Source organism: Acetobacterium sp. KB-1 (assembly GCF_003260995.1).
Taxonomy (GTDB): domain Bacteria; phylum Bacillota; class Clostridia; order Eubacteriales; family Eubacteriaceae; genus Acetobacterium; species Acetobacterium carbinolicum.
In genome coordinates, this window is sequence record NZ_CP030040.1 from 1,673,537 (window position 1) to 1,689,776 (window position 16,240).

A 16,240-nucleotide genomic window follows, 5' to 3' on the forward strand; every position below is an offset into this window, starting at 1 on the left:
GGTTACAGGCAAATCTTACTCTTTTACTTCCTCATATTCAGCATCGACAACATCATCATCATCACCTTGATCAGACGATTCTTGCTCGTCTGGGGCCTGTTGGGCTGCTGCTTCTTCATACATTTTCTGAGCCAGTGGATAGAAGGCTTCATTTAAAGCTTCGGTAGCCTTGGTAATGGCTTCCACATCTTCGCCTTCGCTGGCTGTTTTTAGTTCTGCCATGGCTGCTTCAACCTTGGCCTTATCTTCTTCTGAAATCTTGCCTTCCATTTCTTTTAATGACTGTTCGGTCTGGTAAAGGGTGGAATCAGCAACGTTTTTCGCTTCGATTAAAGCTTTAACGCGTTTATCTTCTTCAGCATGTTGTTCTGCCTCTTTAACGGCTTTATCAATCTCATCATCACTCATATTCGTGGTGGATTTAATCACGACGTTCTGAGACTTCCCGGTTCCCATATCCTTAGCAGATACATTAACAATCCCATTGGCATCAATATCAAAGGTTACCTCGATTTGTGGAATACCACGACGTGCGGATGGAATACCTGTTAATTGGAATCGACCCAAGGTTTTATTATCCTTGGACATTTCGCGTTCACCTTGTAAAACATGGATATCAACAGCGGTCTGATTATCAGCTGCGGTCGAGAAGGTCTGACTTTTCTTGGTTGGGATGGTGGTATTACGGTCGATTAATCGGGTAAATACACCGCCCAGGGTTTCAATCCCCAGTGATAATGGCGTTACATCAAGGAGTAATACATCATGGACTTCACCAGCTAATACACCAGCCTGGATCGCTGCTCCAATCGCAACACATTCATCCGGATTAATTCCTTTATACGCATCTTCACCGGTAATATTTTTAACTGCATCCTGTACTGCCGGTGTTCTTGTGGAACCACCAACCAGGATTACCTTGTCCAACTCATTCTTGGAAAGACCGGCATCCTTCATGGCTTTTTCAACTGGTCCGATGGTACTCTTCACCAGGTCAGAAGTTAATTCATCAAATTTAGCGCGGGTCAGCGATAATTCCAAATGCTGTGGACCTTCTGCCGTTGCCGTAATAAATGGTAAATTAATGTCTGATTTCATAACCGTTGATAATTCGATTTTAGCTTTTTCAGCCGCTTCTTTAAGTCTCTGAAGGGCCATTTTATCATTTTTAAGATCAAGTCCGTGGGTTTTCTTAAACTCTGCTGCCATCCAATCGATGATTTTCTGGTCAAAGTCATCACCACCTAAATGATTATTCCCATTGGTTGATTTAACTTCGAAAACGCCATCGCCAAGTTCCAGAATTGATACATCAAAGGTTCCGCCCCCAAGGTCATAAACCATGATCTTATCATTGGCATCTTTGTCTAAGCCATAGGCTAAAGCGGCTGCAGTTGGTTCATTGATAATTCTTAAAACTTCCAGCCCGGCAATCCGACCAGCATCTTTGGTCGCTTGTCTTTGGGCATCACTGAAGTACGCTGGTACCGTAATAACTGCTTTTGTAACCGTTTCTCCCAGATAAGCTTCAGCATCTGCTTTTAATTTTTGCAGAATCATCGCTGAAATTTCCTGAGGGGTATAACTTTTATCATCAACTGTTACTTTTTTATCGGTGCCCATATCGCGTTTAATTGATGAAATGGTGCGGTCCGGATTCGTAACGGCTTGTCGTTTGGCAACCTGTCCAACTAATCGTTCGCCATCTTTGGCAAAAGCAACAACCGATGGGGTCGTTCTGTTTCCTTCTGCGTTAGGGATAACGACGGCTTCACCGCCTTCTAAAACGGCAACACACGAATTTGTGGTCCCTAAGTCAATCCCGATAATTTTTTCTTTACTCATATCTATTTCCTCCTGTAATTTTGCTTTTTAGTTTATTCTATTAAAATGAAAATTCAGTACTGGTGCTTTCCACCAGCAGATTTTCAACTTTAGACGGTTTATGTCTTAATTAATATTATTTGCTACAAACCTTAACCATCGCTGGTCGGATCACCTTACCCTTGAATTTGTAACCTTTTTGGAAAACATCAATAATATCCTGGTCTTCCTTTTGCTCATCTGTACCGACCGCCACACCGTGGTGGAGATTTGGATCAAAGGGACCTTCACAAACAATTTCTTCCAGACCTTCTTCTTTGAGCACATCCTTAAGTTGTTTAAAAACCATTTCCAATCCGTCAATATAGCCCTTGGCTTCCTCACTGGCATCGATTAGGGCGGCTTGCGCCCGCTCCAGATTGTCCATTACCGGCAACAGCTTGGTAGCAAAGTTTTCTGATGCGAACTGATACATTTCTGTTTTTTCTTTTTGACTTCGCTTTTTGAAGTTCTCAAAATCAGCCTGAAGTCGAACCAAGCGATTCAATACAGCCTCATCCTCCTTTACACTCTCTAATACCTCTTCCGGCGATGCTGTTTCGTCAATGTCATCTGTTAATTCCTCGTCGGTTACCGCGTCAGCTTCTTTTAGCGTTTGTTCATTTTCTTCGATGGTTTGGATTTCCTCTTCTTTTATCATTTAATCACCTATTTCATTAATAAATTTGAGATATGTAAATTTAACTCATTACGTATGTAATTGAGAACCGATGAGACATTGTCATAGTTCATCCGAGTCGGCCCAATCACGCCAAAGGCCCCCATCATCTCGCCATCCAGTTCATAGGTGGAGGTAATGATGCTAAAATCCTTAAGGTTTTCATTGTCATTTTCACTGCCTATTTTAATGCGGATGATCTGGTTGCCGTCTTTCGATGTCATCATTTCCGACAACACCTGTTTTTCCTGAACAATATTGATCAGTTGTTTAATCTTATTCACATCACTGAATTCCGGATAATTGAAAAGGTTCGTTAACCCCGTGGAGTGAACTTCCGAGTCATCCTCCATCAAGACTTTTTTAAGTTGGGGGATAATTTCGTGAATCAGCTTACTCTCGGCTGGTGACAATTCCTGGATCTGATCAATAAGCTCCGAACTCATGTCACTGAGAATGGTGTTTTTCAGAAAGCCATTAATCACATTGGAAAGCTTTAGCGCCAGAATCGCGTCTACCTCCTGAGAAAGGGTTACCTCAATATTTTTGGCCATCCCCTCCTGGGTCACTACTACCATAAGTACCCTGTTTTTAATTAATGAAACAATCTGAACATGCTTACAGTTAAAATTTGTAACCCGAGGTGCCAGAACCACTGCTGTGTAATTGGTTAGCTGAGACAGAACCTGCGCCGTATGGGACATCGTCAGCCCCAGTTCAGTGGTATGATCCAGAAAACCCCGATGAATATCCGTTCGGATCATCTTCTCAAGTTTCTGAATCTCCATGATTTCATCCACATAATAACGATACGCCTGCTGGGTCGGAATCCGTCCCGAAGAGGTATGGGGTTGAACTAAAAAACCTAACTCTTCAAGATCTGCCATTTCATTTCGGATGGTGGCCGGGCTGATACCCAGGTTACATCTTTTTGAAAGGGTCCGGGAGCCAACCGGCTCGGCCGTATTAATATAATCACGGATGATCACTTCAAGTATTTTCTTTTTACGTGCGTTAAGTTCCATGATTCACCTCGTTATTAGCACTCACAATAATCGAGTGCTAACATCTGAGTTAAATATAACATCCTACCCCCTACATTGTCAACTAGTTTCTATAATAGCTTGCTCACCTTTTAAAGTTTTCTTAAGATATTTTTTTGATCTGATTTCATCTATAGAAAAGCCATAAATACCTGGTTTCCAAAATCCTGTCCTTTTGGTGTCAGCTTTAAAAATGACCCATCCCAATTAAGCAAACCATCAGCAATCAGCGGCTTTATGACCTCACCATATCGATCCCAATAACTTTGGCCAAAACGGGCAAAAAAATCACTATCCCGAATGCCGCAAAGCTTACGCAAACCTAAAAACATCCACTCACTCATCATTTCCCGGGGCGTCATCTCAGCTTCTAATGTTGCTGGGGATTCTCCGGCCTTGATGACATCGATATACTGACTTAGTGCATTGGTGTTACCATAGCGCCGACTATTAAAATAACCATGGGCACCCAGACCAAAGCCCAGATAGGGCACCAGTTCCCAATATTTAATGTTGTGGCGGCTTTGATAGCCGGGCTTACAGTAACTGGAAATCTCATAATGGTCATAACCCTGCTCTTTTAGAAACGCATCGACTGCCCAGTGCATTTCCCGCTCTTCATCTTCATCGGGCAAATTTAGCTGCCCCGCTGCGACCCAATTGGCCATCGGGGTACCCGGCTCTAAAATTAAGCTGTAGCACGACAGATGGGTGGGCGCAAAAGACATCAGCGCGATCAGTGTCGCCATCACATCCGATCGTTTCTGACCCGGTAAACCGACCATCACATCGACGCTGATGTTTGAAAAACCGACGTTTTTTAAAATTTCCATCGATTTAATAAAATCCGACTGGCTGTGAATCCGACCGAGGATTTGAAGCAGAAAGTCCTGCCAGGCCTGCAGACCCATACTGATCCGATTGATCCCCGCTTTCTTATAGCGGCTGGCCTTCTCTTCTGTTAAGGTTCCCGGATTAATTTCAATGGTGATTTCCGCCGTATCCTCAATTACAAAGACTTCCTTTATAAGAGACAATGTTTTTTCAATATAACCGGGTGCAATCGACGATGGGGTACCGCCCCCCAAATAGATGGTGTCCACAGCCGGTAAAACACCATTGATTTCCTTGTGACGTCTTATTTCCTTTTCCAGTGCATCAAAATACTCCCCAATCCGCTCCTCGCTCTGGGCGGAAAGAGAAGTAAAATCACAATAGGCACATTTTTTTTTGCAAAAAGGGATATGGCAATAAATACCTAGTGTATTTTTGGGTTGACTACCTAACGCCTTAGTTTTTGTGGTATTCATTCATTCTCCTCGCATTTTAAAGACTTTTTTTCTTTGATTTATGCTATAATTATAACATAGTCATTACCTATAATTAGAAACTAAACGAAGTCACAGAAAGGAAATCATCAATGAAAAAAGTAACCACCATTGCCATCATTGCCGGCGCAGCTGCAATCGTTCCAGCCTATTTTCTGGTACGAAAACTGCTTGACAAAAAGAAGTCGTCAAAAACCATCACTACCGCTCAGCCTGCCTCTAAAGCGATCAAGGCCGCAGGTTCTAAAGCGGCAAACCAGCAAACCGCGGCACGCATCGATCCAGAGCAACTTAAAACAATTCTCCCGGCAGAGGTTCATCCTGCCCCAAAAGCCGATCAGGAAAAAAACGCCTATCCGGGTCTGATTGCGCCAAACGGACGAATCCTATATAACTTCAAAGATGAAAATAACCTCATCTTCTGTGACGAAACCCAGCTCGGCAAACGTCTGATCCAACTCGAAAACTCGATTAATATTCGGGATATCGGCGGCTATACCGGAATGGACGGCCGAAAGATAAAATGGCGAAAGGTTATCCGCAGTGAAGAACTGGCCCATCTGTCCGATAAAGATGTGTCTTATTTTGCCGCGCTGCGACTCAAACATGTCTTTGATTTTAGAAACAAATCCAAAGCCGAACGACAGGTTGACCGCCTGCCCAAAACAGCCGAGTATCACCTGTTGCCAATTTTCTCCGGCGATGATATGGGACTGGATCACAAAGATTTTACCCAGCCGGGCATGGTGGATGCCTTTATGCGTCGTATCTATAAGCTCCAGACCGAAGATCGGGCCCAACGCTTCGCCGAGGTGCTTAAGTATTTAACTGAACCTTCTGAATCCCCCATTCTTTACCATTGCACCAACGGCAAGGACCGCACCGGTTTTATGACTTATCTGATTTTAAGCATTTTAGGCGTAAAAGAGGATGTGATCCTTTCTGATTACACCCTTACCAACCTGACCTTCGACGAAAGCTATAACCTCCTGGGCAATATCATGTCCGAGGAATTAGGCATCGAGAATTATCACCTCTGGGAATTTTACGGTGTCAAGCCGGATTGGCTAAAGACTTCGATGGATTATGTCAACACTCATTTTGGAAATGTTGAAACCTATTTAATGGAAAAAACCGATTTACGGGAGAAAGATTTTAAAAAGATCCGTGATAATTTATTAGCGAAATAAGGAGGAAACGCCAATGCAAATGGAACAATTGGGCAAAATTGCCCGGGAAGCCGGCATTTTACTGGCCGCTACCGATACCAAAACACGAAACGCTGGTTTACTTGCCATTGCCAAAGCACTAGAAGAAAATACCTACGCCATTGTCGCCGCCAACCTGGCGGATATGAAACGCTCTCAAGAGGAAAAGCTGGGCGCCCCACTGCTTAAACGCCTGACCTTTGATGCTGACAAAATCAATGACGTGATCGAGGGCATTCACAGCCTGATCGAGCTCACCGATCCTCTGGGGGCCACCAAGCTCTCAACACAACTGGATGAAGGTCTTGATCTCTACAAGGTCACCTGTCCGATTGGCGTTATTGGGGTAATTTTTGAATCCCGTCCCGATGCCTTTGTGCAGATTTCCACGCTTTGTCTTAAAAGCGGCAATGCCGTCCTCTTAAAAGGTGGCCGCGAAGCTCTGGAAACCAATCGTATTCTCGCCAAAATCATTCATGAGGCCACTGCCTCAGTAGGTCTGCCCACTAATTGGATTCAAAATTTGGAAACCCGCGAAGACGTCACGGCCATGCTGGCTCTGGATCAGTATATTGATCTGATTATTCCCCGGGGCTCTAATCACTTTGTTCAATATATTATGAACAATTCCAACATCCCCGTAATGGGACATGCTGACGGGATCTGCCATGTTTATGCACATGAGGACGCCAATCTGGCGCAAGCTGTGGCAATTATCGTTGATTCCAAAACGCAATATGTAGCCGCCTGCAATACCTTGGAAACGCTATTGGTTAATGAAAAAATTGCGGCGGCGCTACTGCCAACACTTAAAACCGCACTCGAAGCAAAGGGTGTTCATATCAAGGGTGATCCCGCCACCCAGGCGATTATCCCAGTGGAAGCGGCTACCGAAGTGGACTGGAAAACCGAATACCTCGATTATATCCTTTCAATCAAAATTGTTCCTGATCTGGCTGCTGCCATTAATCACATCAACACCTATGGCTCCGGTCATACCGATGTGATTTTAACCACCACCGAAGCGACTGCCCAAACCTTTATGACGCTGGTGGATTCTGCCGGAGTATTCTGGAACTGTTCCACCCGCTTCAGCGACGGCTTCCGGTTTGGCTTTGGCGCCGAGGTCGGAATCAGCACTGGCAAACTTCACGCCCGCGGCCCGGTGGGGCTTGATGGACTGCTGAGTTACAAGTTTAAGCTACTGGGCCATGGCCAATGCGTGGCTGATTATGCCAGTGGCAAAAGTCATTTTACTCATGTGGCCCAGAAGACGGACTGCCCGATATGATTGGTTACGGTGTGCGGGCGGGTACTACCCCCCCCTACGAACTAATGCGTTAAGCTGGTTAAAATTTTTACTACTCTGCTAATCCTGGGTCACAGGGGCGAGGGTCTGACCCCTTGGTTATTCCCAATCGCCATCAATAATTATCAATCACATGACAAGAAAACGAACCCCTATCACATAATTAAAGAGAGGTGCTCTATGAAATCAAAGAAAATAATCTTTGTCAGCTTGATTCTTATTTCTCTTACTGCCCTTCTTTTTACCGGCTGCACACCAGCTGCTGAGAAAAAAGATGATTCCAAAACTGAAATTTCCAACCCGATGGTGGAACAGGCGTCCCTGGAAGCAATTAAGGAAGCCATCGGCTTTAGTTTTGAAAGCTTACCCACCGGGATTACGGATGTAAAATACTTTACCATTGCTGACAATCTTGCTCAGGCTGATTTTACTCTGGACGGTGTGGCCTACACGACTCGAAAGGCTGACTCCGGGATGGAAAACATCGCCGGGGTTTATACTCAGTTTAGTAACAGTCAGACCAAAACCACTACTGCCGGAGCGGCAGTTCTATTCCAGTATGACGACGGAAAAGCCGGTCTGGCCACCTGGACTGCCGGAACCTATGGCTATTCGGTTTACTGTGAGGACGGGTTTGATCTGGCCGGGATGGAAGTTGTAGTGAACGAAGTTTCGTGATTACATGAATTAAACATAAAAAGGGCTTAAAGTCATGACTTTAAGCCCTTTTTATGTTTATGACTCTTCGCATCACCAACTTATTACCAGTAAAAAAAACAGATCTGAAGGTATACCTTCAGATCTGTTACAAAAATTTGTTTAATCATCGAATCATCATTTTGCAAGAAGATCAAATTCTTAGGGAATAATAGTGAGTGTCAGTTCTCCGGTTGTTACAATTTCAGTTGAAACAGTATCATTTAAGGCCTGAATACTGATTTTAACCGTCGCCTTGCCATCTCCGATAGAAGCGATGCTTCCATCAGGATTAATAGTTGCTGTTCCCTTTCCATCACCGGTTATTTGCATATAGGTCACGCTGTAGTTGGCAATATTAAAGTTTTCCAAACCACTAATACCACTCATCAGTGCTTTTGTTCTTTCAATCACATTATTCTGCGTACCACTAACACTAAACGAACCTAAATTGGTTGCCGTAATTCGCGCCTGTTCCATGATGTACGAAGCATTGTAGATTAACGCTTCACGTAATGCCGTAATGGTGTTGGTATCGGCTTGAATCTTTGTTTGCTCTATATTTTCCGGATGATCCAGATCATAATACGTAGTTGTAATTTTTGATTCATAAGCTGTCCAACGCGCCTTAGTATAGTAATCCTTCTTGAATTCAGTGTACCAGTTCTTTTCAAACTGGAACTTCTGAACATCGCCATCTTTTGCCCGTAGAACCGGCTTTTTATAATCCATTGCCCCTTGAATATTTGCTGCGGCATTGTTAATCAGGGTTGGGGTCATCAGGGTTCCCGTCGAATCAATGATCAGGTTCTGTAAATCATTAGCTCTGCAGATGGTTGCATAAGCTTCAAAACTATCTTCTGTGTACTCCATTGCAATTGCCGCATTATTCCAGGGGATCGCTGCCGCTTTGACTGCTTCGTAGCTTGCAATCGCCCCATCCAAACCTAGCTCTGTCTTGGGTCGTAATGCCCGAATCGCTATATCAATCGCATTGGTTGCCGCGGTAATTTCTTCCGGCTTACTCAGGGTGGTAATCGCCGACGGCTTCCAGGTGTAATCTTCATAGAAGCTGGCATAGCGCAACACTGCCTGTTCATAAATTTCCCAGTTGCTGATCCTCTTATTGATCTCATAGAAATTACCGGAACCGGAACGATAGTTATTCTGATACAGTTCCAATACCTTTTGGAAAGCTTTTAGTTCGGTGCCATTCTGTCTGACTAAGGTATCTGACTGCGCTTTTAAAATGGCCGCTGTTGCCTTATCCACATCACTCTGAAGGCTATCCTTAGTAATACTTCGATACTTATTGACAACTACCATATAAGCCGTCCATGATTCCGGCGTATAGGAACTTTCATCATCTACTAATCCCAGCACCCGCGTGTATTCGCCTAAGTAGGCCGATGGGTTATTAAGCAGTTCTTCCTGCGCCAGAGTGATAAAGGTAATCGCTGACTGAATCTGATCCTGGGTATTTTCCGTTGTCATCACATATTTGGCCAATACTGCCATATAAGCATTCCAGCCCTTGGTTGTAAATTTATCCTGTTGGCCCACATACTTGGCAATCAGTCGATTATAATCATCGACATTGCCTTTTTTCTTAAGCACAGTCGTTTGTGCCAGCTTAATATTACCAATTGCTACTTTTATCGCTGATTCATCATTATCGCCATTCATGTAATTGTCTTTCGACATAACCACCTTTAGATAAGCCGACCAGCTGGCAACGGTATAGTCCGCTTCCTTCACTAGAGCCAGGGTAGCGTTATATTCTGTCATGTCACCCTTTAATTTCAAATTTTTCTGGGCCCGTTCAATCGCTACCACCGCCGAATTAATCTGGGTCTGGGTTTTGTCACGATTCATTTCATTTTTGTCAAGAATCTTCTGATAAACATTCCAGGTAGCCGATGTATATTGTCCTTGTACCATCGGGATTCCAAGGTTCTTATTGTTTTCGACTAAGTACAGGTACTCCGTTAGATCTCCCGCTTTTTTAAGACCCAACTGGCCTCTTTTAATATTTCGAACTGCAGTATCAATCTGAGCCTGAGATTTATCGGCATCCATATAATTGGAATTAAGCACCTTGTCATAGGTTGCCCAGGAAGTCGAGGTATAATCAATCTCGCTTTTTGAGGCAATCGTTTCGTTATATCCGCCAGGTAAATCCAGACTACCGCGTTCAATTAGTGCGGCCTGGGCGATCCGGATTTTTTCGGTTGCCGCATCGACCTGAGCCTGGGTTTTATCTCCCGTCATAACATTTCTACTAATTACCTTCTGGTATTTATCCCAGGAGGCCGAAGTATAGCCATCACTGTTGACCGCTGCCAGCACTTCCTTGTAAGTATCAAGATTGGCACCCTTCACCAGCTTTTTCTGCGCTGCTTCGATATTTAGAATCGCCTGGTTGACCGCTTCCTGACCATCCGTCGGAATTACGACATTAGCATCGACGACTTTTTGATAGGCCAACCACGAGGCCGAGGTATAGTCATCACGCCCAACGGCTTCAAGAGCCATTTCATAATAGGTCATATCCGCTGCAGGTACCAGTTTTTTCTGGTTTTCAAGGATATTTTCAACCGCAGCTTTGACCACATCCTGATTACTGGTCACATTTACAATGATTGTATTGATGGCTTTTTGATATTCCGTCCAGGAGGCCGTGGTATAATCATTTTTATTGACTGCATCAAGAGCTGCCTGATAATATTTAAGATCGGCCTTTTTTACCAGTCGCGCCTGAGCAGCTTCAATATTTTTAATCGCAGTTTCGATATCGGTCTGGGTATCATCCTCATCAACCTGATTATCATCAACGATTAACTGATAAACCGACCAAGATGATTCAATATAATCGTCTTCCTTCACCGCATTAAGAAGTGCATTGTATGCCGAAAAGTCAAACTTTCGCACCATTTTATTCTGGGCCAGTTTAATCCGATTCACTGCAGTATTCACTTCAATCTGGCTATTTGCTTCGGTCATAACATTAGCGGTCAAGACATTCTGGTACACTGACCAGGATGGTTCGGTATAGTCTTCTTCCCGGACTGATGCCAGTACCTTTTCGTAGTCAGTCAGGTTTACCTTAAACTGAAGCTGTTTTTGAGCATCCATAATATTAAGGGTTGCCATATTGATTTCCGCTTGAGTGTTGTCTTGATCGACCACATTGTCTTCCACCACCATCATATAATCAGACCAGGATGAAGGGGTATATTCAGCTTCATTGACAGCCTGAAGGGCAGTAATATATCCGGACATGATTTTACCTTTGACCAGATTACCTTGAGCTGCCTTAATATTTCTAGTGGCTGTTTTAATCTCATCAACCGTATTTTCCGAATCAACGATATTTTCATTGACTATATCCTGATAATCCGCCCAGGACGCCTTGGTATAGTCGTATTCATTAACAGCAGCCAAGGCCGAATAATAAGCCTGCATGTTTTCATCAACCGCTACCAGTTTGATCCGGATTCCTTCCAATCGCAATCCTTTTCCTGCTGTGCCTGCTGTTTCGCCGCTTATAAACCAAGTCGCATCGTCATTAATATCCTTCAGCCAGCCTTCATTCTGTACCTGAACATTATAACGAAGAGTATAGCCAGGAAGATTATTTAGTACCAACCGGATGCTTTCCAGACGCAGGCCCTGACCTTCAGTCCCGGCCATGTTTCCCATGACAAAGGGACCTAAATTACCCTTATTTTGAACATGAACATAGGTCTGTATATTCGCCGTTACCGGAACGCCACCGACAAGTTCAACCCGTAAGCTCTCCAAACGTTTGCCCTGTCCGATTGTCCCGGATAAATCACCATTCGTAACCCAATAGCCTTCCCAACCGATATCCTGAATATGCGTTTTATACTGTACGCCGTAAGCCGCTGAGGTGTCAAGGGTTCCATCAGCCGCATAAACCCCTGACGAACATGCCATGGAAATCAGCAATGCCGTCGATAAAATCGGGACACCCATTCTTTTCATGCTTTTTCCTCTATCCTTATCTTTTATTTTTTTTATCATCTGCGGACTCCTCATCTCGTTTTATACTTCAATTCTACACGTTTTTAAGCGCATTTGCAATCCCTGATCGAGATCATCACATGATTGCATCACTTTTCCTGCTTACAAAAAGCACTTTCTAAATCTCCAAGAATAAACGCTTACCTATGTAATCGACAAAACTCTATTTTTCTTTAACAAAAAAGGATACCGAAAGATATCCTTTTTTATTTGCGCAAAAACCATAAATTGATTGCTTACTTTTTTTGCTAAATATCCCCACCTAAACGATGTTTTTAGCTCTGTCATTTTGTTTGAAGAATGTATTGCTTTCACCGTTTAGTTATGATGCGGTTGTGACTTCAAGCTTTGTGACACTCGCCTGTCTATTTGGTGTTGTTTCATCATCCTGAGCAACCAGGTAGATATCATAATCGGTGTTGGCTATAAGCCCACTATTTATCGTAAGGCTAACCTCATCGGTTCCTGAAACCGTAATCGGATTATTTGCTAATATGACCTCATCAACCGATGGTGCGGTACTATTATTTGCCACCACCTTGTAATAGACGGTCCCAGGTTCGTTCATTTTAACCTGCAAATCAAGGCTTGTTGTCAAAATGTTCACTGCTTTCGGATAATCAGTAACGAAGACTGGTGCTGTCAAATCCTCACTAATGGTTATGGTTGCGGTCGGATTTATGCCGCCACTCATTACAAAGGTTAGCGTCAGGTCACCAGCATTTTTGCTAGTTAAATAGTCTTTTTTAATGGTCACTACATTTCCACTCACCGTATAATCTGTATTAATAACAAGATCGGTCGCTTCATTGCTGACCTTTGTGAAGGTTCGTCCGCTAAGAGTCAGGGTAAATATCAGATCTACCGGGGATGACTTATCAAAGCTGGCGATCGTTGGTGTAACCGCTGCATCACCCGGTAACACCCCGGTTATCGTAATTGCGACACTGGGATTTGTGCCATTGCTCATAATAAAGGTCAACGTCACAGTTCCATTTATTTTGGCTTCAAGATACTCTTTTTTTATGGTAAAGGTATTATCAACGACGGTATAATCGGTATCTTTTTCAAGGGTATTGGTGCCATCGCTGATACTGGTGACCATTTTTCCGTTGGGCGTCAGGGTAATCACCATATCAGCCTGTGCCGCTTTGTTAAAGGTTGCTACCGTTGGCGACACCGTTGCCGGGTTGACACCTAAAACCGCCGCACTTGTTACCACACCGGCGTAATTTCCGGTGCCGGTTGCAGTAACCCGAAGGTACTTACCTTCATCGGCATTGACCAGCGTATAGGTTGCCAAATCTGCACCGCTTATATCACTATAGCCATCACTTTCGTTGTCGGACCGTTGCCACTGGTAGGTTGCCGCCGCCCCGGTCGGTGTCAGGTTTGAGCTTAGCACATTTCCGACAACCGGGCTGCCGGAAATGGTTGTCCCGGTTAAGGTGATTTTCCCGGTCGTAATGGTTATGGGATTACTGGCTGCCGCTTTTGTTAACGCAGCAGCCTTGGCCTGAATTGATATGATCCCATCCTGGGCTACACCTGATGTCGAAATGGTGACCTGAGTATTACTGTTTCGTGTTACCCCTGATATTGTCAGCCCGGTTGTACCGGCGTTAATATCCCACAATGCCACTGAAGCAGCATTAGTTGAGTAAGTGTCATTGGTCAGTGTCACTACGATCGCTGGGTTTGTTGCCCCAATTGAAATACTGGTGGTGCTGGTAATTTCTCCGGGACTAATTGCCTGAATCGTGATAACAGCCGTCCCGTAGACAGCCGAACCATCTGTTGCTGTTGCCCGCACTGTTACCGTACCGGCCTGAGCGGGAATCAACAACCCGGTTGACGAAATCGTCGCTGTTCCGGTTCCGCCTGTTACCGTCCAAGCCACATTTTTATTTGCGGCATTGCTTGGCAGTACCGTGGCCATCATTTGGAGACTGCTGTTACTGGAGACGGTTGTGGCTGAACCCGTCCCAATAACAACAATACTGCCGACTTTGATGGGACTGACCACAATCGATACTGCATTACTTACCATATTTTTTGATAAGGCCCCAGCTTTAGCCGTGAAAGAAATCGATCCAACCGCTGCTGTCCCTGTCGTATTAATGGTGAGCTGGGTATCACTATTTCGGGTAATCGAAGCAACTGATAAACCGCTTGATCCCATCGCGATCGTCCAGTTACTAACTGTGGTTGCTGCTGTTGTAAAGGTATCATTTATCAGGTTGATCTCAAAACTCGGATCAACCGCACCAGCAATGATCGACGACGCCGTTTCAATCGTGCCGGAAGCCGAATCCAGAACAATCAGACTCAACGTGCCATTTTTGCCGGTACCATCTTTTGCTGTAGCTTTCACTGTCACCGTTCCATTTGTAACCCCTGTCACCAAACCGGAACTTGAAACCGTAGCGCTACCAGTTCCATTTATGACTGACCAAGTCACACTTTTATTGGCTGCATTTGTCGGGCTCACCGTTGCGCTTAACTGTAGGGTTTTGCCTTTCACAAGACTGGTGGCTCCGTCAGAAGCCGATAAGGTAACGCCTGAAACCAGTATCGGCGGTGATACCGGTGGAATCTTGACTGTTTTTCCCACCGTTTGTTTTTCCGGTGCTTTCTCATAGGTTACGCTATCGGCGTTAACCAGGGACTCACCAATTGCCCCTTGTCCCTTGACATCTGCCTTGCCGTTAAAAATCATACTTTCCACTCGACTATCACTGTCAAGACTTATTTGGCTACCTGCACCAGCCCGCGTCACGGTCATCTCCGCTATGGTTGTTCCACTTCGGGTTGACAGCTTCATTTTAGCTGCATTTACAGTAATCTGATCAAAGTCACCCTCCAGGATCAGCTCTTCACCGCTGGCCGCCTCAGAAATTATCACATCCAATCCCGCCGCATTTTTTGCAACAATTCGGACCTGACCACTGGCTGTTTCCTGAATGGTGATCCGTTTATAGCTTCCGCCATTGATATGAATGCTGTTTTTCCCGCCACCACGAACGTACGTTTCTCCACTAACCACAATATTATTTAGCGTTACGGTTCCCAATCCAACCTCTTCGGAGATGATCAGATTTCCTGTGATGCGCATATTCTGCAAAGTTACCCCACTCGCCTGTATGACCACATCCTGATTAACCGTTTCCATACTCCCCGTTATACCATAGGTTCCGGCGCTGTCATAAACCCTGGCTGCCGTCAATGATTCTAGTGCGTCGTACGCTGTCTTGATGGCATTGGTTGCAGCATCGACTTCAGTCTGGTTATTTTTAACCGTCATAACATTGACATTGATAACCGTTTGTAAGTTCGACCACGAATAGGTGGTATAATCGGAACGCGCTGCTTCTTTAGCCACTGCCAGCACCTTATTATAGTCGGTCAAATCGGCATCTTCTTTGCTAATCCGAATCTGGATTCCCTCTAGCCGCAAACCCCTGCCTTCGGTTCCTGAGCTTTCGCCATCTTTAGCCCAAATGGTTTCCCAGCCGACATTCTCAATATGAGTGCGATATTCAATTGAATAATCGGGCATATTAACCAGGCGTATCCGAATGCCTTCCAGCCGCAGACTCATTCCTTGGCTACCGGCGGAATTGCCATTATTCGACCAGTATTTTTCCCAGCCTTGATTCTGGACATGGGTGAGGTACTCAATCTTTGCGCCATCCGGTACATCACCGGTAAGCTTGATTTCAATTCCCTCCAATCTCAAGCTCTGTCCTTCGGTTCCAGATCGCAGCCCGTTGGTCTGCCAGCTACTTTCCCAGCCGACATTCTGGATGTGGGTTCGATATGTAATCCCTGTTACCTGGCTGGTGGTAATCCCAAGAAGCTCTTTGCTTGCGGTTAAATCTGTCTGAGACGACATTTCGTTTTCAGCCATAACATTGCCAGAAAATACCAATAATAGCATCATCACAATTTCTAATATTCGCAGACTCCTTTTTTTCATATTAACTCCCTTCTATTTCAACATAACTATCGATGACTATTCAGTCTCATTTTCAACTCTACAACACTCAAAAAACAGCCCGACTGCA

The 16,240-nt window shown here is 44.5% G+C and carries 9 protein-coding genes; 3 read left to right on the forward strand and 6 right to left on the reverse strand.

Annotated elements, in window-relative coordinates; genetic code table 11:
* Positions 1-15: 15 nt before the first annotated feature.
* The 4 genes from dnaK to hemW form a co-directional block, all read right to left on the reverse strand.
* Positions 16-1,845, reverse strand: coding sequence for a molecular chaperone DnaK (gene dnaK / locus DOZ58_RS07710; RefSeq protein ID WP_111887780.1), 1,830 nt, complete (start codon positions 1,843-1,845; stop codon positions 16-18).
* Positions 1,846-1,960: 115 nt separating this feature from the next.
* Positions 1,961-2,524, reverse strand: coding sequence for a nucleotide exchange factor GrpE (gene grpE, locus DOZ58_RS07715; RefSeq protein WP_111887781.1), 564 nt, complete (start codon positions 2,522-2,524; stop codon positions 1,961-1,963).
* 8 nt (positions 2,525-2,532) lie between these two features.
* Positions 2,533-3,567 carry a heat-inducible transcriptional repressor HrcA gene (gene hrcA / locus DOZ58_RS07720; RefSeq protein WP_111887782.1) on the reverse strand — a complete coding sequence of 345 codons (1,035 nt, stop codon included), beginning with the start codon at positions 3,565-3,567 and terminating at the stop codon, positions 2,533-2,535.
* Positions 3,568-3,716: 149 nt separating this feature from the next.
* Positions 3,717-4,895 (reverse strand): radical SAM family heme chaperone HemW, encoded by a 1,179-nt coding sequence (gene hemW / locus DOZ58_RS07725; protein ID WP_111887783.1) that lies wholly within the window; start codon positions 4,893-4,895, stop codon positions 3,717-3,719.
* Between the two features lie 110 nt (positions 4,896-5,005).
* On the opposite strand from hemW, the gene DOZ58_RS07730 reads away from it, so the two are divergent.
* The 3 genes from DOZ58_RS07730 (at position 5,006) to DOZ58_RS07740 (ending at position 8,108) form a co-directional block, all read left to right on the forward strand.
* Positions 5,006-6,103 (forward strand): tyrosine-protein phosphatase, encoded by a 1,098-nt coding sequence (locus DOZ58_RS07730; RefSeq protein ID WP_111887784.1) that lies wholly within the window; start codon positions 5,006-5,008, stop codon positions 6,101-6,103.
* Positions 6,104-6,116: 13 nt separating this feature from the next.
* Entirely contained in the window at positions 6,117-7,412 is a 1,296-nt protein-coding gene (locus tag DOZ58_RS07735; protein WP_111887785.1) for a glutamate-5-semialdehyde dehydrogenase, read from the forward strand.
* A gap of 198 nt (positions 7,413-7,610) precedes the next feature.
* Positions 7,611-8,108 (forward strand): hypothetical protein, encoded by a 498-nt coding sequence (locus DOZ58_RS07740; protein WP_111887786.1) that lies wholly within the window; start codon positions 7,611-7,613, stop codon positions 8,106-8,108.
* A gap of 180 nt (positions 8,109-8,288) precedes the next feature.
* Here DOZ58_RS07740 and DOZ58_RS07745 read toward each other — a convergent pair whose 3' ends face one another.
* Positions 8,289-12,173 carry a hypothetical protein gene (locus DOZ58_RS07745; protein ID WP_162624472.1) on the reverse strand — a complete coding sequence of 1,295 codons (3,885 nt, stop codon included), beginning with the start codon at positions 12,171-12,173 and terminating at the stop codon, positions 8,289-8,291.
* A gap of 322 nt (positions 12,174-12,495) precedes the next feature.
* Positions 12,496-16,152, reverse strand: a complete 3,657-nt coding sequence (locus DOZ58_RS07750) for a X2-like carbohydrate binding domain-containing protein (RefSeq protein ID WP_111887788.1) — start codon at positions 16,150-16,152, stop codon at positions 12,496-12,498.
* Between the last annotated feature and the right edge of the window lie 88 nt (positions 16,153-16,240).